Raw genomic sequence first — 17,120 nt, 5'->3', positions numbered from 1 at the left:
TCACTCGGCCGAGTCCGCCGGATAGCGCACATCGACATCGTGCTGGCCGGCGATGCGCAACAGGTTCTCCAGCCGCACGGTGAGCACCTCCACCGCATGGTCGTCAAACGCTGCCCGCGCCCGCAGCAGCTCTGCGTCCACCTCATCGATGCGTGCCCGAAGCTCCGCAGCGAACTCGCTCAACCGTAAGCCCCCTGATCCCCGATCAACCTGCAACATCCTCATCATGTTGCAAATTGCGAAATTATTCAAATTATGATGTTTCGGATAGCGTGTCAGGCTGTGTCGGACCGCGGAGGCAGCCGTCGGTCTCTGGTTGGTACGGATGGGCCAGGTACAGTGACCGCGAGCTGACCTGCGAGTCAGCCAGCGAGCGTAGCAAGGATTGGGCTCCGGAAAGCCCGGACGAAGGAGTGCAGATCATGGGGCGGGGTCGCGCCAAGGCCAAGCAGACGAAGGTAGCTCGCCAGCTCAAGTACACCAGCCACGACATCGACCTCGATCGACTCCGCCGCGAACTCGCCCCCGCAGACGAGCACGGGCACGACGACGAGCCCGACGACTCGACCATGCAGGCATAGCACAACGGAGCCGCCGGGTGGCCATCGCTGCGGTGGCCGCGGTGAGCGCGCCGGTGGCCCGTCAGGCTCATTCCATCCAAATCCGGCAGCCGTGACATTTGTCATGGCCAACTCGTGACAGACAAGCGACGTACACCCGGGTCACAGCCGGGAGAGTCGGCGTCATGAAAGATCTGGTGTCAGCGGGAGCGGCGGTGAGCCTGCGCGGCTTGCGCAAGAGGTTCGCTGAGGTGCACGCGGTACGCGATGTGGATCTGCTCGTCGCACCCGGTGAGGTGGTGGCCCTGCTGGGCCCCAACGGCGCGGGCAAGACGACCATGATGGAGATGCTTGTCGGGCTGATCACGCCCGATGCCGGTGAGGTGGCGCTGTTCGGCCGCCCGCCACGTCGCGCGCTGGCCGAAGGGCTTGTCGGCGCGATGCTCCAAGCAGGCGGTTTCCTCGGCGAGATGACCCCCAGGGAGATCGTCAAGGTGATCGCCGCGCAGTACCCCAAACCGCTTGAGCCGGAGGACGCCCTGGAGCGAGCGGGCGTCACCCCGTTCGCCAAGCTCAGGTACGGCGGGCTGTCGGGCGGGCAGCAGCAGCGGGTCCGGTTCGCCGCAGCCTTGGCCTGTGACCCCGACCTGCTCGTGCTGGATGAGCCGACGGTGGCGATGGACGTGCGGGCGCGCCAGGAGTTCTGGGCCGCGATGCGGGAGTACGCCGGAGGAGGGCGCACGGTGGTGTTCGCCACCCACTACCTGGCAGAGGCGCAGGACTTCGCCGATCGGGTCGTGCTGCTGCGCCGGGGTGCGATCGTGGCGGACGGCTCCGTCACCCAGGTCTGCGCCTGCGTCGACACCAGGACGATCATCGCCAGGACCGGCGTCGAGCACCCCTTCGACCTGCTGCCAGGCGTCAGCGCGGTCGAGCGGCGCGGTGACCTGGTGGAGTTGCACTGCACCGACTCCGACACGGCGCTGCGTGCCCTCCTTCAGGAGGTGCCCTCCGCGCGCGACATCGCGGTCACGCCGATGTCGCTTGAGGATGCCTTCGCCGTACTCACCGCCGAGGAGACAGTCCGATGATCACTCTTGTCGTCACCGAGCTGAAGGTCCTCGCGCGCAGCGTCACCTTCTTGGCGATCACCATCGGCTTCCCGGTGGTGTTCTTCCTGGTCATGTCCGAGGTGTTCGGCGGGCTGGGCCCCGGCGGCCTGGACATGCCGCGCTACATGATGGTGAGCATGGCGGCGTTCGCCGCGATCTCGGTGTCGATCGCGGTCGGCACCAGGGTCGGCCAGGAGCGGCTGGCCGGGTGGAACAGGCAGCTGCGGCTCACACCACTACCCGGCTGGGGGTACGTGACCGCCAAGGTGGTCGTGGCGATGGCGATGGCGCTGCCCGCGATCGTGCTGGTCTTCCTCGCCGGACTGGTGATCAAAGGCGTCGAGCTGCCCGCCGGGCAGTGGCTCGCGCTCATCGCCGCCACCTGGCCAGGGGCTCTGCCGTACGGCGTCATCGGCCTGGCCATCGGGCTGGCGGTCAAGCCCGACGCGGCCGGCGGCGCCGGCGTGGCCGTCTACCTGCCGATGGCCATGCTCGGCGGCCTGTGGATCCCCGTCGAGGCACTGCCCGCCTTCATGGCGGACCTGGCCAAGCTCCTGCCCAGTTACTGGCTGGCCGAGAACGCCAGGATCCAGCTCAGCGGCGCACCGTTCCAGCCACTGGGCGTCGCCGTGATGGTCGCGTGGCTCGTGGTCGTGGGCGCCGCGGTGATCGCCCTTCACCGGCGACAGGCCGCTCGAATCTGAGCGGTGCATTGGGGCTACGCTTTCACCCGATGTCCACTCCCCCGCCCCTTCGGCCGTTGATGATGAGTTGGCCGTTTCGTCACCCCAGAACGTGGTGGATCTTCGCTCTGCTGTTCACCGCCGCCCTATGGCTCGACCTGGCCAGAGCGCTGTGGCTGGGCGAGATCGTCCACACCCTGCTGATCGCGGTCTACATCGCGTGCTACGTGGTCGGCGTCGGCGTGGCCATCGGCAGGCCCCTCATGTGGCGTGTGGGGCTGTGCGTGCTCGCCGCCGCGGCTTCTGCTCCCCTGGTCCTGATGTACGGCCAGCACGTGTGGAACCTCAGCTACACGCTGGCCATCTTCGGCTTCATGCTGCCGTGGACGGTCGCGTTCGGCCTGGCCGCGGCGGCCATCGTGGCGTCGATCGCGACCGGGGTCATGTCGCAGTCCGACGGACGCGGCACCACGATGATCTTCCTTCTCGTCGTGCTCTCCTCGGTCGCGCTGGCCGGACTCTGGCGCGCCAACCGGGCGCTGGCCGACGCCAACGCCACCATCGCCGAACTGGCCGTACTGCGAGACCGCGAGCGCATGTCCAGAGACCTCCACGATGTGATCGGCTCCACCCTGACCACGATCACCGTCAAAGCGGGCCTGGCCAGGCGCCTGCTGGAAGGCGACGGCAACGAGCAGATCCACGCCGAGGTGGCCGACATCGAAGGGCTGGGCAGGCAGGCACTCACCGACGTACGGGCAGCCGTCGCCGCCACGCACCAGCTGTCGATGGAGACCGCGCTCGCCGATGCCGCCGCGGCGCTGAACGCGGCAGGCATCCAGGCCGACCTCCCGGCAGCGGCCGATCAGATGGCCGACCGTTACCGCAGCGTCTTCGCCTACGTCCTGCGCGAAGGGGTGACCAACGTGGTCAAGCACAGCCGGGCCAGCCGCTGCCAGGTGCGACTCGGCCCCGCCTTCATCGACATCACCGACGACGGCATCGGCGATGCCAACGGCACAGGGCATGGGCTGGCCGGGCTGACCAGGCGGCTGCGTGACGTCGGAGGCACCCTGGAGGCGGGCGCGCTGCCCGGCGGCGGCTACCGCCTGCGCGTCGAGTGCCCGCGATGATCAGGGTGCTGCTCGTCGACGACCAGGCCCTCGTGCGCGGCGCCCTGGCGGCCCTGCTCGGCCTGGAGCGCGACATCGAGGTGGTCGGCCAGGCAGGCACCGCATCCGAGGCGATCGACGCCGCCCGCGCGACCCGGCCCGACGTCGTCCTGCTGGACATCCAGATGCCGGGCGGTGACGGCCTCGCGGCCGCCGCCGCACTGCGCGGCCTGGACTGCCGGGTGATCATGCTGACCACCTTCGGCCGGCCCGGTTACCTGGCCCGTGCGATGGCCGCCGGAGCGGCCGGCTTCGTCGTCAAGGACACCAAGCCCGAGCACCTGGCCGAGGCCGTGCGCAAGGTGCACGCCGGGTTGCGCGTCGTAGACCCCGACCTGGCCGCCGTATCGCTGAGCAGCGGCATCAGCCCGCTCACCGCCCGCGAACTCGAGGTCATGAACGCCGCCGCGGACGGCGGCACGGTTGCCGACATCGCGCGGCGCCTGCACCTGTCCGAGGGGACGGTGCGTAACCACTTGTCCTCCGCCATGGGCAAGACCGGCGCGCGGACCCGGGCGGAAGCCGTACGGCTGGCCACGGAGAAGGGATGGCTGTGACCAGCCTGCCCCCATAGGTGTACTGGGTTGGCTTATCCCAGCATGTGCCTGCGGCGGCGGGCGCCGTGGTCAAGATCGTGACAGCCGACAGGCTCAGGACGGCACTGCCCATGAGGGCGGCGAAGCGTTGTGCGGACTTCCAGCCCGACGTCACCCCAGGGGTGCGGAACGAGATTGCCGGGCTCGTGCCGTGGGCGAAGCCGGAATCATGATCAAGGAGAGCACCACCACCCCGGCGGGCTCCCATACGGCCTGCCTGCGCAACCGCGTCGGCCCGCACCCCGGTGACGCCGGCAAGGGCGGCGGCGTCCTGCGTGTCGGCGACTGCACGCTCATCGAGGACGGCGTACGCCTTCAAGTGGAACGGCTCGTACCTCTGCGCCGGCCCCGGTGAGGACGCCACGAAGGTCGGCCCGGCGTACAAGCGCGGTAGTTGCCTGACCGCCCCCAAGACCGAGAAGCGCAAGTCCATCTTCGGGGGCATCGAGACGGCCATCGTGGGCGGCCTGGAGGAGACGTCGTGCAAGGGCAAGAAGGCGTGGGGGACGGTGGTCGGCCACGTGAGCATCGAGTTCGCGTGCAAGCGACCGGCCGACTACTCGCTCTACGGAAGCAGCAATCCCCAGTACAGCGCCCACAGCAGGAACACCGCGCCACCGGCGACCACGAGCCCCAGGCGTACTCTCTCGCCCGTAGCGGCGATCCGCCGCCACCGCACGCCTGTCATGACGGCCGCCACCACGGTGAGCACGGCGAGTGCCTGCAGCGCGAGCCACACCACCGGCCGTCCCGCCACCAGCGGCCCGGGCGCGGCCAGCTTCCCGCCCGTCATGACCACGTAGAACACGTACGAGAACGCCCCGGCGACGACGGCGAGCCCGGCGGCGCAGGCAGTACGGGCCGCCTTGACCACCTCCACGTCCCGCCGTCCCCGGACCCACCGGACGAGGGCGACCACCGGATATCCGCCGAACGCCACCAGAAGCATCACCAGCGCCACGACCTGGACCAGCGCCGACTCCCACCACTCGGCCGGCGGCACCCCCACGGAGTCGTCCGCCTGGACGGGCGCGGGCCCGGAGATCCGCGCCACGGGAGCACTCCCGGACGTCGCCTCGCCCACCCAGCTCCCGACCAGCTCCGCGTATCCGGGAGCGAGTTCGGGCAACCGCGTCACTCCGCCGTCCGGCGTCCGATGGGCCGCGTGATCGGCATCGGCGAAGAACCGGAGCGTGTACGCCTTGTTGCCGCCCCTTTCCAGCGCCGCGGCGAACACCGGCGGCGTCTCCCTGGGCGGGGTCAGCAAGTCGTGCACCCCCCAGATGGCCAGCACCGGCTGTCGCACCCGCATGAGAGCCGCCTCTGAGTCGTGGTACGGCTCGGGGAACATCCCACCGTCGGCGATCGCCCGATACAGGGTCGGCTCGGTTCGCTCCACGAGCGACCCCTCCACGCCTGCCTTCCGCAGCCCGGCGGCCACCGCCCAGGCCTGCTGGCGCAACGGTTGCAGGGAGTTGGCCCCCACAACCACCACGAACGCGATGTCCTTGGAGCGGCCGGCCGCGAGCGGCGCCACCCATCCTCCCTCGCTGAGTCCCCAGACACCGACCTTTCCGGGATCGACTCCCGGCTGCTTCCTCAGCAGTTCCACCGCTGCCAGAGTGTCGTCCGCCAGCTGCGAGTAGGACCTCGTGAACAGCGAGTACCCTTCCGAGCGCTTGTCGTGGACCAGCACCGACAACCCCTGCCGGGCGAAGGCCACGGCCTCGGCCAGCAGCTTCTCCCTGGGTGTCCCGGCCCCGGCGCCGTGGACCAGGACGAGCCCGGCCCGCCCGGCCCGGGCGTTCGCGGGGCTGATCACGCTACCCCGCAGGTCCAACCCGCCGCTGCCGCGGAAGCTCACATCCTGCGCCACCAGGTCCGCGGGCAGGCCGGGCAGGCCCGGATCATCGGCCCTCGCTCCCGCGGCCGACGGGAGGAACCCTAACACCGTGGCGGCCATCGCGACGGCCGCAAAGATCTTTCGCATATGGCAGAGACTAGTCTGCAGAGAAACATCGGCAAAGCAATGTCTGCAGATATCGTTCTCGAGTACTAGCCTGCTCCTCATGGAGGATGAGGAGACGACGCACGAGGCACAGGACCTCGACAAGCCGTTCATGCTCAGCGACCCCGGCCGGCTCAAGGCCCTGGCCCACCCGATGCGCCGCCGCATGCTGACCCACCTCAACATCCACGGCTCCGCCACCTCGACCACCCTCGGCGAACTGCTCGGCGCGAAGACCGGTACCACCAGCTACCACCTGCGCCAGCTGGAGAAGTACGGCTTCATCGAGGAGATCCCCGAACGCTCCTCAGGCCGGGAACGCTGGTGGCGCCGCGCCTCGGGTCCGCGCGACCTGCGCGCCCCCCACCCCGACCAACTCGCCCCCGAAGACCGCGCGGTCCTGATGGAGTTCCACCGGATCGGCTACGAGGACGACCGTGCCCTGATGGACCGCTTCCCCGCCGCCTATCGTGCCGACCCGGACTGGACGAAGGGCTCGAGAGGGCTGGCCCACATGACGAAAGAGGAGCTGAACGCCTTCCACGACGAGTACGTCGCCCTGCTCCTCCGGTACACCCGGCACCGCCCGGAGGACGCTCCTTCGGACGCCCGCCCCGTGCACATCCGCCTCTTCACCATCCCGGCTGACGAGGAGTCGCCGGACTAAATCTCATCGACATCACCGCCGCCATACCCCCACAACCGTCGTTCAGGTTCCCGCTGCGCAAGCTGGAGGCGCCGGATCGGCGGGCGCTCGCCCAGTGCCGCAGCCGGACATCGCACATACCGCTTCCTACCTGGTCAGCCCAGAAGCGGGGTTCCGCGGGAGTCGTCGGACCGCGCGTGCCACGGTCGGCGCTGATGTTCTCCAGCAAAGCACACCCCCTGGCGGCGACGCTTTTACGGGAGAAGCCCGTTCACGAGGGCGCGCACACCCTTGGCGTAGGTGTCGCGGGCGGTCAGCTCCTCCCATCGCGCGGCCACCTCGCTCAGCCGGGGGAACTCCTCAGCGTCCAGCTCGGCGAACACCCGCTCTCGATGGGTGCTCCCGCCCTCCTCCCGCCGCCTCCGCGCCGCCGCCCGGCCGCCGATCTCGCCCGCCGTGTAGTGCCAGATGATCCGGTACGCGTCCACGGCCTCCTCCATCGCCAGCCCTGCAGATATGGCGGCGTCGACGATTCGCTCCGGATACCACAGTGCCCTCACCGACATCAGGTCGTCGGCCCTGAGCACGTCCACGGCCCATGGACACCCGGACACCGCCTCATGCATGGCCATGGCGGCGGCCACCATGCGCTCGCGCGGCTCCTCCGGCAGCTCGGGCCGCGCGATCCCGGCAACGTAGTCGTCGAGCAGCAGTAGGAGCAGTTCCTCCTTGTCGCGCACGTGGTGGTAGATCGCCATCGCCGTGCTGCCGACCTCCCTGGCCAGCCTGCGCATGGTGAGCACGCCCACCCCGCCTTCCTCGATCACTCGGAGAGCGGCGGCCACGATGTCCGCCCGAGAGATCTTGGGCGGTCTTCCTGTGCGTGTGGGCATCCTGTCATGATACTTTCTATACGTGTATAAAAATTCATGGGCCGTAGCGGTGCTCGCGTTCGCGGTAGCCGTGGGGACCCTCCAGATGACCGTCGTCGTGCCACTGCTGCCAGGCCTCGAACGGCAACTCCACGCCCCGCCCACCACCGTCTCGTGGACGCTCACCGCCGGGCTGCTGTCAGGCGCGGTCTCGATCCCGCTGCTGGCACGGCTCGGCGACATGTACGGCCGGCGCACGGTGTCGCTGGTCGCGCTCGGACTGCTCATCGCCGGGTCGGCGCTCAGCGCCGTGGCGGGCACACTGCCGTTGCTCATCGCCGGTCGGGTGCTGCAGGGAACGGCCGCGCCGCTGCTCCCGCTGGCCATGGGCCTGGTCAGGCAGATGGTGCCCGGCAACCGGCTGCCAAGCGCGATCGGGGTGCTCAGCGCCACCATCGGCGTGGGGAGCGGCGGCGGCATGATCTTCGCCGGGCTGCTGGACGGCAACCACCGGACGGTGTTCTGGGCACTGGCCGGGCTGGCCGCGCTGAGCTTCGTCCTGGTGGCGGCCGTAGTGCGGGAGGCGCCCGCGCGCGGATCAGGACGGCCTGACCTGGCCGGGGCGGCGCTGGTCACGGTGTGGCTCGTCTGCCTGCTGCTGGCCATCAGCAAGGGGGCGGCCTGGGGCTGGACCTCGCCGCTGACGCTGGGCCTGTTCGTGGTGGCGGTGGCGGTGGCGGCGGTGTGGGTCGCGACCGCTCGCCGTACCGCGTCGCCGCTGATCGAGATCCCCATGCTGCTGCACCGGGGGACGGTGGGGGCGACGGTGGCGTCGTTCCTGCTGGGGTTCGCCCTGTTCGCCGCCATCACGACCGTGTCGGCGGTGGCCCAGGGCGCGCTCGGGGCCTCAGTGCTGCAGGTTGGGGTCTACCTGCTGCCGACGACGATGCTGATGCTCGTGGTATCCGTGCTCGCGGGTCCCCTGATGCGCCGCTTCACCGCGTCCGCGCTCGTGGCGGGCGGCTCCGCCCTGGTGACGGCCGCCGCTGTGTGGCTGGCGGTGTCCAGGTCCTCGGGCGCGGACCTGTACGGGGCCGCGACGCTGCTGGGGCTGGGGGTCGGCCTCGGCTACGCGGCGCTCGGGACGATGGCCGTCGAGCACGTGGAGCCCGCCAAGACCGCCGCGGCCGGCGGGGTGAACGCGCTGGTCAGGGTCGTGGGCAGCAGCGTGGCCGGGGCGGTGGGGGCGGCGGTGCTGTCGAGCGGGAGCGCCGGGTGGACCTTCGGCGTCGCGGCCGGGGCGGCCCTGCTGGCGGCCCTCTTCGCCGCCGTCTACGGAAATCTCACGCGAAAGGAACTGGCATGACGGACGAACAGCGCATCGTCGCCTGGGGTGACGAGCTGATCAAACTGCACGACAGCTTCCGCAGGGATCTGGCGGACCTGCGGTCGTCGCGGGCGGGCGCGGCGGACTTGCGTACGCACTGCCTGACGTTCTGCGACGCCCTCCACACCCACCACGAGGGCGAGGACAACGCGCTTTTCCCCCATCTGGGGACCGAGCACCCGGAACTGGCCGAGACCCTGACCCGGCTCCGCTCGGAGCATCGGGTGGTGGCCCGGCTCGTGGAACGGATCAGGCGGCTCCTCGACCACGGCGGCACGGGGATCGGCGAGGAGCTCGACCGGCTCGCCATCGAACTGGAGGCCCACCTGGACTACGAGGAGGAGCAGTTGGTCCCGATCCTCAACAAGATGCTCACTCTCCCCGAGGAGGTCTAGGCGGTTCAGCCCCCTGCTCGAACGGGGCTCCCACTCCCTGAAAGGGCGACAGGGGCCGACTGGGGTGACGCGACCGTGGCGCCGTACTTCGACCGCTGGACCTGGACGCGGCAGTACACCTACGCCCGACGGGCGGCGGTAGTGCTGGCCCCACCCCAAGAAGCCGGACGGCATGACTGATCTTGGTGGCCGGAGATCCAAGGATGAGGACATCACCCGAACACAAGGAGATCTCCCGAGATGCGTAAGTACCTCGCCACCGCAGCCGCTGCCGTCGTCCTGCTCGGCACCGCCTCGCCCACCATGGCCGCCACCGTCACCGCCGACCGGAGCGTCCAGGCGCAGGTGGACCGGCTGACCAAGCAGGACGGCCTGGCCGGAGCCGTGCTCTCGGTGCGTGACAGGAACGGCCGCACCGCCACATGGACCTCGGGCACCGCCCAGCGCGGCACCGGCAAGCCGATGGTCGGCGCCGACGGCCGGTTCCGCGCGGCCAGCGTCACCAAGTCCGTCATCGGGGCGACGGTGACGCGCCTGGCCGCCGAGGGCAAGGTGAACCTGGACGAGCAGGTCGAGCACTACCTGCCAGGGGCGCTGAACGGCAGGCGGGTCACCGTCCGCCAACTCCTGCAGCACACCAGCGGCCTGCCCGAATATGTCGATCTGATCGACTTCTCCAAGCCCGCCACCCCCGCCGACCACCTCGCGCTCGCTCTGACCCGCGCGCCCGTCGGCAGGCCGGGCGAGCGGTGGTTCTACTCCAACACCAACTACCTGGTTGCAGGCATGCTCATCGAGAAGGTGACGGGCAAGGACTTCCGCGAGGTCACCGAGGACGGCGTGCTGAAGGGGCTACGCGGCACGTACTGGCCAAAGAATGGCGAGCTGGGCATCCGCGGCAAGCACGCCCACACCTACGGCGTCAGCCCGGTCAACCCGAAGGCTGGGGATACAGACCTGACCGAACTGCCGGGCTATGTGTTCGGCGCGGGCGGCGGCCTGATCTCCACTCCAGAGAACCTGAACCGCTTCTGGCAGTCGATCCCCGAACGGACGCTGCGCACGATGCTCGCCGGCGCGGTTCCCGCGTACGACCCCAAGGGCAGCCGCTACGGCCTCGGCGTCTACACCTATCCGCTGAGCTGCGGGCCCGCCTGGATGCACGACGGCGGCCTCCCGGGCCTCCGCGTGCTCAGCGGCCGCAACCGCACCGGCAAGGCCGCCACCGTCTACGTCACGGGCACCCCCAAGAGCGATCAACATCTCTTCGCCGCCCTCGACACCGCCCTCTGCGCCCAGTCAAGGTGACGCGCTCGGAGGTCGGATGACGCTTGGGGCTGATCGGCGGCGGGGAGCGGGGAGAGCAACGGTCACCTGGCCGGTTGTGTCGCTGGTGGCGCCGACAGGAACACGCGAATGATCCCCGTGCCCGTAGAAAGATCCCAGTGATGCAGCGCGCCGAACTCGTCGTACAGCCGCGCCGTCCACGGATCCAGCACTGCGGCGATGTCGCCTCGGACGGCGAGCACCAAGTCGATGTCCGACCATCGATCGCCGTCGCCAACGGCGTGTGAGCCGGTCAGAGCGGTGCCGACCACGGCGTCGTCGAACGCAAAGCAAGCGTTCTTGGACGCGGTCGCGTTCTTCGATTGAGAAGATCACAAAACTTTACGTATCGGGTACGGGGTGGCACATGAATCCGCAGGGTGCCAAGTCTTCGCTTGACCAGATCCGCGCCTACCAGCGAACGTGAATGAGGCCAAGCCATACCATTGACCAGAGGTTCAAGTAGGCAAAGAGTCAGGCACTGCCTGCATTTATCGGATAAGAAGTCATGTCTACCCGGATAGTTGCAGATTTCGAGCAAGCACGGCCGCCGCAAGCCGCCGGTGCGCCACATCCGGCCCTTCGCCCTCTCCTCGCTCGCGCATACTCCGGATACAGGGCGGACGCCGACCAGTCAGATCGCCTGCGACGCCCGGCGACCACATCCGTGTCGCTGATCCTCAAAATCCAGGATTCCGCTCACCGGCCCCCCGCGTTCGTCCACGGCGCCCATGATTCGTGCGCCACGATCCAGGGCGCCTGTGCGCCCTCCTACTTAGAGGTCCGGCTGGCACCGATCGGCGCGTATGTCCTGCTGGGCGTGCCAGTACACGAGTTCAACGCAAGCATCGTGGACCTGAGGGATCTACTCGGCCCGGACAGCGACCGCCTGGTGGAGAAGGTACGCGCCGCGCCAGATTGGGCTTACCGCTTCCGGCTCATCGACGAACACCTCTTGCACCGGACCGCGAGCGGGCCACGGCCGGCGTCGGCCGTGGCGTGGGCGTGGCAGCGGCTGCTTGCCACCAGCGGCACTATCCCCATCAGGGCCATCGCCGCCGAGGTCGGCTGGAGCAACAAGCATCTGATCGACAAGTTTCGGCAACAGGTCGGCCTGCCACCGAAGACGGTCGCCCGCCTGATCAGGTTCAACCGGCTGCTCTCCTGCCTGGACGAGTCCCCGCTGCCGCGCTGGGAGCGCATTGCGGCGGACTGCGGCTACGCCGATCAAGCGCATCTGGTCCGCGACTTCCGAGAGTTCGCCGGAACCACACCCACCGGCTTCCTCGATGCCGCTCGTCCCGCCGATCGAGTGCACCGGGTTCAGGACGAGTTCGTACTAGACCTCTGACCGGCTCAGAGACCGCAGGTTAATTCCCTTCAAGACGCCCCCACATCGGGTCCATACCGTGGTGTAGGTACGTGCACCCGACCAGCCGGAGGATGGAGATGCAAGGGGAGCCGAGACACGCCGGCATGCTGGCCGGTTTCCCGGCAGTGGCAGGCAGCCTCGATGCCGCGCCGGAGGCACCCGCCACAGCGGCGGAGGACTTCGGTCACCTCATCAGCAGGCGGCCGTTGGCCGTTCTCCGGCCGGGATCGGCTCACGACGTGGCCGCGGCGGTGAGATGGGCGGCCCGGCACCGGATGCCGCTGGCCGCGCGGGGACAGGGTCACTCCGTGTACGGCCGCGCGCAGGTGGAAGGCGGCCTCGTGGTTGACATGAGCAGCCTCGGCGCCGTACGCGCGGTGGAGCCCGATCGAGTGGTCGTCGACGCCGGGGCGACCTGGCAGTCCGTGCTCGACGCCACGCTCCCGCACCGGCTCACCCCACCCGTGCTCACCGACTACCTCGGCCTGTCGGTCGGCGGGACGATTTCCGCAGGCGGCATCGGCGGCATGACCTTCCGTCGGGGCTTCCAAAGCTGCAACGTCATCGAGCTCGAAGTCGTCACCGGCAGCGGGGACCTCGTCACCTGCTCGACGATGCGACACCCCGAGCTCTTTGACGCCGTGCGCGCCGGGCTCGGCCAGTTCGGCATCATCACCCGGGCCGTGTTGCCCCTCGTCCCGGCGCCGGAGCAGATCCGCCTGCACACCCTCACCTACCGGGACGCCCCTACCATGACCGCTGACCAGCGACGTCTGCTGACCATGGACGGGATCGACTACCTCGAGGGCGCGATCCGGCCTCACTCGTCCGGCTGGCAACACGTGATCGAGGTGGCGGTCGGGCTCCCCGGCGATGGCGGTGTTCCGGCTGGCCTGTCCGACGACCAAGCCCAGGCTGAGAGCGCCGACATGTCGTATCTCGACCTGTTCCGGAGGCTGAGCCAGTTGGAGAACCAGCTGCGTTCAACCGGCGCGTGGCGCCATCCGCACCCCTGGCTGAATTCCTTCCTCCCGGACTCGACCACGGATGCCGTAATCGTCGAACTCCTCCGCACGTTGGATCCGCTGGAGCTGGGCGAATACGGGCGCATCCTGGTCTACCCGTTCCTGCCAGCCCACGCTCGCACGCCTCTGCTGCGTCTCCCAGAGGACGACGTCGCCTTCCTCGTCAACCTCGTACGCTTCCCGAAGAACGATCCCTCCCTGGCCAACGACCTGGTCGAAGCCAACCGCGTGGTGTACGACCGCGTCCGGGCCGCCGGCGGTCGCAGCTACCCCGTCAGCGCCGTCGCGCTCACGCAGGCCGACTGGAAAGACCACTTCGGCCCGGCGTGGCCAGCAGTCTTGGATGCGAAGGACCGCTTCGATCCGCGACACCTCCTGAGCCCCGGGCAGGAGATGTTCCCCCCTCGGTGACCACCGGGCCGGAGCCCATCCCGCTGCCGCCACTCGGGCGAGCACGTTGGTGGCCAGTAGCCGGTTCTGGAACATCTCGCCAGAGAGGCAGATCTGGGTGACGTCGCACTCGGCCGTTTTGCCGGAGCAAGCGGGCCGGTGGATCCCCCCGCGCCACCACGACTTCATGTACGTGCCGAACCAATCAAGCATCTGGCTCGGGTCCTTCTGGAAGTACGTGTATCCGTCCCAGCGTCGCGTCGTTGCCCCTGCCCGACCTCGTCAGGGCCGCGTCACGCACTCGCGGCGGAAATCGACGTCCCGACTTCGTCGAGCGGATCCGCCTGCACCAGCTCGTGACCGGCTCCGATGACGCGGCCGAGGGCTTCGGTGAGGTTCTGGGCGGGAACGTCCGGCCGGTGGTCGACGCCGCGACCCGGATCGACGCGGCCGAGCGCCGGGTGTCGCTGGCGGGCGGCGGCACGGTCGCATACGACTACCTCATCTACGCGGTGGGCAGCGGCGCCGCCGATCCCGGCGTACCCGGAGCCGCGGAGTTCGCTCATTCGGTGTCGGACCTCGAGGGGGCGCAACGACTGCGGTCGGCACTGGCCGCGACGCCCGCGACGGCTCCGGTGACACGCGACGCCGTACGGCTCGGCGACGGCCGCGAGCTGCCCAGCGCGGTGACGATCTGGACGGCGGGATTTCGTGTCCCGGACCTGGCCGCCTGCAGCGGGCTGCGCACCGACACCGAAGGCCGCCTGCTCACCGACGCGACGCTGACCAGCGTGGACGACGTGCGCATCGTCGCTGCCGGGGACGCGGCGGCGATGACGGACTGGCGGGTGCGGAAGGAGGGGCCGGCGACGGCGTACGGGCGACGACCCACGGGCGCACGACGACCGCTCACCAGCGCAGCATGGCGGCCACTCCGCCCGCCTCGGCGAGCTCCTCCGCCGCTCCGGTCTCCAGCACGGTGACGTCGCCTCCGTGCTCGAAGGTGAGCTCGATCATCTCCTCCTCCAGCTCCTCGGGGGTGAGGACTGTGGGCTCGGCGTTCTGCAGGCCCGCCTCGTCGAGCAGCAGGTGCTCGACCCGGCCCTGCCGCAGCAGGGAGAGGATGTCGTCGAGGCCGACCGCGCCATTACCGCCCGACAGTGCCAGGTCCCGGGCGCGTACGGCCAGGGCGGCGTCACGCCTGGCCCGCACCTCGTCGAGAGTAGGGCGGACGAACTCCAGCACCTCCGACGGCGACAGGGCGGGATCGAGCACGGCGTCCACCTGGACGATCTCCCTGTCCGCCGGCAGCGCCTCGCTCAGCACCGAGGTGTCGCGGGGGTCGCCCACCAGCAGCAGCGTCTCCCAGCCCAGTCGCCGGGCCTGGCCTGCCACGTGCGGGGCCGACTCGCGCAGGAACTTGGTCAGGTGCTCCTCGACGCGCTGGTCGAAGCGGTCGGGGTGGATGCCGCGCCGGGAGAGCCCGGGCAGCGTCGCCGACCCCTCTCTGGACCAGTCCGCGGTCGCCAGGTTGAAGACGACCGGCTCCACCTCGTCGGCCAGGCCGTACCGGCAGTCGAACAGCCGCACACCGTCACGCCCCACCCTGACCACCCCGGCCGGCTTGTCGGCCTGTACGGCGGTGACGAGCGGCAGCAGATAAGCGTGCTCCTTGAGGACGGCGAGGTCACCCACCGGGAGCTGAACCCACTCGGTACGTACGTCGTCACCGGCCACCTGCGCGAACAGGGCACGCCCGAGACCGGGACCGGCCGGGTCGAGCAGCTCGGTGATCCGCGGCTCCAGCAGGTCGAGGCGGAGGTCTACGAGCCTGGCCCGTTCCTGGTCGGGGCCTGCGGCCAGCTCCTGGCGCAGCGCGGCGATCTCGTTGCGCAGCCGGGTCCGTCCGGCCTGTGTGCCCGGCTCCATCGTGGTGTAGAGCGACAGCACACCGACCTCGTCGCTGAAGGCCGCCAGCTCGCGTAGATCTGTCTGGTCGAACACCATGACGCACTCACCTCCGTGGGCAGGAGACCCTTGCGCGGGCCCCGGCGGTGAGGGGGTGACTCCACCTTACCAGCGCTGCCTGTCGTCCCTGGTCAGCGGCCTTAAGGAACGCTGCGTGCCCTACAGGCGTCACCGTTTCAATTCACTGCGGGTCGGGGACAGGCTCAACATCGCCTCCGATCCGGTGGCGAACGGGGCGCGCGATGATCCATGGTCGGCGAGGGGTTGAAGTCATGCGCGGGTTGGGGGCGACAGTGCGTGACCTGGCGGTGCGCACGCCGGATAGTCGCGAGCGCAACGTCGACATGTGGCGCGCGCTGGCCATCTGCCTGGTGGTGCTCGGGCACTGGTTCGTCATCGCCGTGACCTACCGTGGCGGCCGGCTGTCCGGGTACAACGCGCTGGACGTTCTCACCTGGATCGACCCGGTCACCTGGCTGTTCCAGGTGATGCCGATCTTCTTCCTGGTCGGCGGCTACGCCGGCGGCGCCTCGATGGCATCGCACCGCGCCTCCGGAGGCGACAGCATCAGCTGGGTGCTGAGGCGAACCGACCGGCTGCTTCGGCCGACAACTGCGCTGTTCCTGGTGCTGACGGTGGTATCACTGGTCGCAGGGGCAGCTGGGGTGAACAGTGAGCTGCTCGGTCACGCGGCCTGGTTTGCCTCCATTCCGCTGTGGTTCTTGTTGGCCTACCTCGCCCTGGTGGTGCTCACGCCGTGGCTGCACGCGCTGCACCGCCGCGCGGGTCTTGCCGTCCCGGTGGTGATGCTGGTCATCGTCGCCGTCGCCGACCTTTTGGGGAGGGGCCTGCACGTGCCGATCGTCGGTATGAGCACCTACCTGTTCGCATGGCTGGCGGTCTACCAGCTCGGCTTCTGCTGGCGGGACAGGCTCTTGCGGCTGAGCCCTGGGCAGGCGCTCGCGGTCGCGGCCGGCGGTCTGGCCGTCCTGATCGGACTGACGGCGGTGGGCCCATATCCAGTCGGCATGGTCGGGTACAACACGACTCCACCGTCCCTGGCACTGATGGCGCTCGCCGCCACGCAGGTCGGATTGGTTCTGGCCCTTCAGCCCGCGGCCAACCGATGGCTTCGCCGGATCGGCCCATGGAGCGCGGTCGTCGTGATCAACGCAGTCATCCTGACCGTGTTCCTCTGGCATATGACGGCGGCGGCGGTCGCGGCCGTTGTGCTGTTCCCAACCGGTGTCATGCCGCAGCCCCCGTTGCACTCCACGACGTGGCTGCTGTGGCGAGTGCCGTGGATAGCGGCTTGCGCTCTCGTCCTCGTTGTCCTGGTCGCCCTCTTCGCGCCCATCGAACTGCGCCGGTCGAGGCTGCGTTCCGTCGAGCGCGGTCTGTGGCGCGACGGCGCGACTGTGCTCGGATTGGCCGCTGTGCTGGCCGGGCTACTCGTTGTTGCCGTGTCCGGCCCCGGCTACCACGGCGCCACCGGCCTCCCCTGGGCTGGGGTGCTTTCGTACCTGTGCGGTGCTGCTGTTCTGCGCGTGGCACGAACCCGACCTGTCCGGTCGGCCGCCAGTCGCTAGTTGCCGCGGAGTTCCCCAG

The 17,120-nt window shown here is 69.5% G+C and carries 19 protein-coding genes; 14 read left to right on the top strand and 5 right to left on the bottom strand.

Annotation, left to right across the window (positions count from 1 at the left end; translation table 11 throughout):
• Complete coding sequence (locus ACTWQA_RS27385) at positions 1-183, bottom strand: hypothetical protein (protein WP_443161932.1); 183 nt, start codon at positions 181-183, stop codon at positions 1-3.
• Positions 184-422: 239 nt separating this feature from the next.
• Between ACTWQA_RS27385 and ACTWQA_RS27380 the strand changes: the two genes are divergently transcribed.
• The 6 genes from ACTWQA_RS27380 (at position 423) to ACTWQA_RS27355 (ending at position 4,478) form a co-directional block, all read left to right on the top strand.
• Positions 423-581 (top strand): DUF3073 domain-containing protein, encoded by a 159-nt coding sequence (locus ACTWQA_RS27380; RefSeq protein WP_327589605.1) that lies wholly within the window; start codon positions 423-425, stop codon positions 579-581.
• 164 nt (positions 582-745) lie between these two features.
• Positions 746-1,651 carry an ABC transporter ATP-binding protein gene (locus ACTWQA_RS27375; RefSeq protein ID WP_443161931.1) on the top strand — a complete coding sequence of 302 codons (906 nt, stop codon included), beginning with the start codon at positions 746-748 and terminating at the stop codon, positions 1,649-1,651.
• On the top strand, positions 1,648-2,376 hold the full coding sequence (locus ACTWQA_RS27370; protein WP_443161930.1) for an ABC transporter permease: 729 nt from the start codon (positions 1,648-1,650) through the stop codon (positions 2,374-2,376). The genes ACTWQA_RS27375 and ACTWQA_RS27370 overlap by 4 nt, the downstream gene beginning before the upstream one ends.
• Positions 2,377-2,405: 29 nt before the next feature.
• Positions 2,406-3,488, top strand: coding sequence for a sensor histidine kinase (locus tag ACTWQA_RS27365; RefSeq protein ID WP_443161929.1), 1,083 nt, complete (start codon positions 2,406-2,408; stop codon positions 3,486-3,488).
• Complete coding sequence (locus ACTWQA_RS27360; protein WP_443161928.1) at positions 3,485-4,084, top strand: response regulator transcription factor; 600 nt, start codon at positions 3,485-3,487, stop codon at positions 4,082-4,084. Before ACTWQA_RS27365 ends, ACTWQA_RS27360 begins: the two co-directional genes overlap by 4 nt.
• A gap of 190 nt (positions 4,085-4,274) precedes the next feature.
• Positions 4,275-4,478, top strand: coding sequence for a hypothetical protein (locus tag ACTWQA_RS27355; RefSeq protein ID WP_443161927.1), 204 nt, complete (start codon positions 4,275-4,277; stop codon positions 4,476-4,478).
• Between the two features lie 210 nt (positions 4,479-4,688).
• On the opposite strand, the gene ACTWQA_RS27350 is transcribed toward ACTWQA_RS27355, so the two are convergent.
• On the bottom strand, positions 4,689-6,113 hold the full coding sequence (locus tag ACTWQA_RS27350) for an alpha/beta hydrolase (RefSeq protein WP_443161926.1): 1,425 nt from the start codon (positions 6,111-6,113) through the stop codon (positions 4,689-4,691).
• A gap of 79 nt (positions 6,114-6,192) precedes the next feature.
• Here ACTWQA_RS27350 and ACTWQA_RS27345 point away from each other — a divergent pair, with 79 nt between their 5' ends.
• Positions 6,193-6,798: an ArsR/SmtB family transcription factor gene (locus ACTWQA_RS27345; RefSeq protein ID WP_327589595.1), complete on the top strand. Its 606-nt coding sequence runs from the start codon at positions 6,193-6,195 to the stop codon at positions 6,796-6,798.
• A gap of 233 nt (positions 6,799-7,031) precedes the next feature.
• Here ACTWQA_RS27345 and ACTWQA_RS27340 read toward each other — a convergent pair whose 3' ends face one another.
• Entirely contained in the window at positions 7,032-7,670 is a 639-nt protein-coding gene (locus tag ACTWQA_RS27340; protein WP_443161925.1) for a TetR/AcrR family transcriptional regulator, read from the bottom strand.
• A 22-nt stretch (positions 7,671-7,692) separates the two neighbouring features.
• On the opposite strand from ACTWQA_RS27340, the gene ACTWQA_RS27335 reads away from it, so the two are divergent.
• From ACTWQA_RS27335 to ACTWQA_RS27325, 3 genes are all read left to right on the top strand, one after another.
• The gene (locus tag ACTWQA_RS27335; RefSeq protein WP_443161924.1) at positions 7,693-9,015 is read left to right on the top strand and encodes an MFS transporter; all 1,323 of its coding nucleotides are present in this window, start codon (positions 7,693-7,695) and stop codon (positions 9,013-9,015) included.
• Entirely contained in the window at positions 9,012-9,431 is a 420-nt protein-coding gene (locus ACTWQA_RS27330; RefSeq protein WP_443161923.1) for a hemerythrin domain-containing protein, read from the top strand. Before ACTWQA_RS27335 ends, ACTWQA_RS27330 begins: the two co-directional genes overlap by 4 nt.
• 240 nt (positions 9,432-9,671) lie before the next feature.
• Entirely contained in the window at positions 9,672-10,739 is a 1,068-nt protein-coding gene (locus ACTWQA_RS27325; protein ID WP_443161922.1) for a serine hydrolase domain-containing protein, read from the top strand.
• 62 nt (positions 10,740-10,801) lie between these two features.
• On the opposite strand, the gene ACTWQA_RS27320 is transcribed toward ACTWQA_RS27325, so the two are convergent.
• The gene (locus ACTWQA_RS27320; protein WP_443161921.1) at positions 10,802-11,029 is read right to left on the bottom strand and encodes a hypothetical protein; all 228 of its coding nucleotides are present in this window, start codon (positions 11,027-11,029) and stop codon (positions 10,802-10,804) included.
• Between the two features lie 236 nt (positions 11,030-11,265).
• Here ACTWQA_RS27320 and ACTWQA_RS27315 point away from each other — a divergent pair, with 236 nt between their 5' ends.
• The 3 genes from ACTWQA_RS27315 (at position 11,266) to ACTWQA_RS27305 (ending at position 14,527) form a co-directional block, all read left to right on the top strand.
• Positions 11,266-12,108, top strand: a complete 843-nt coding sequence (locus ACTWQA_RS27315; protein WP_443161920.1) for a helix-turn-helix domain-containing protein — start codon at positions 11,266-11,268, stop codon at positions 12,106-12,108.
• Positions 12,109-12,200: 92 nt separating this feature from the next.
• Positions 12,201-13,565 carry an FAD-binding protein gene (locus ACTWQA_RS27310; protein ID WP_443161919.1) on the top strand — a complete coding sequence of 455 codons (1,365 nt, stop codon included), beginning with the start codon at positions 12,201-12,203 and terminating at the stop codon, positions 13,563-13,565.
• Between the two features lie 242 nt (positions 13,566-13,807).
• On the top strand, positions 13,808-14,527 hold the full coding sequence (locus ACTWQA_RS27305) for an FAD-dependent oxidoreductase (protein ID WP_443161918.1): 720 nt from the start codon (positions 13,808-13,810) through the stop codon (positions 14,525-14,527).
• Here the strand turns inward: ACTWQA_RS27305 and ACTWQA_RS27300 are convergent.
• Positions 14,454-15,551 carry a VLRF1 family aeRF1-type release factor gene (locus ACTWQA_RS27300; RefSeq protein WP_443161917.1) on the bottom strand — a complete coding sequence of 366 codons (1,098 nt, stop codon included), beginning with the start codon at positions 15,549-15,551 and terminating at the stop codon, positions 14,454-14,456. The genes ACTWQA_RS27305 and ACTWQA_RS27300 overlap by 74 nt on opposite strands.
• A gap of 233 nt (positions 15,552-15,784) precedes the next feature.
• Between ACTWQA_RS27300 and ACTWQA_RS27295 the strand changes: the two genes are divergently transcribed.
• Positions 15,785-17,101, top strand: a complete 1,317-nt coding sequence (locus tag ACTWQA_RS27295; RefSeq protein WP_443161916.1) for an acyltransferase family protein — start codon at positions 15,785-15,787, stop codon at positions 17,099-17,101.
• Positions 17,102-17,120: the final 19 nt, after the last annotated feature.

It is taken from the genome of Nonomuraea sp. 10N515B, assembly GCF_052245915.1.
In the GTDB taxonomy this organism is placed as follows: domain Bacteria; phylum Actinomycetota; class Actinomycetes; order Streptosporangiales; family Streptosporangiaceae; genus Nonomuraea.
The sequence above is the reverse complement of the archived record's forward strand: the minus strand, read 5'-3'. Positions and strand labels throughout refer to the sequence as shown.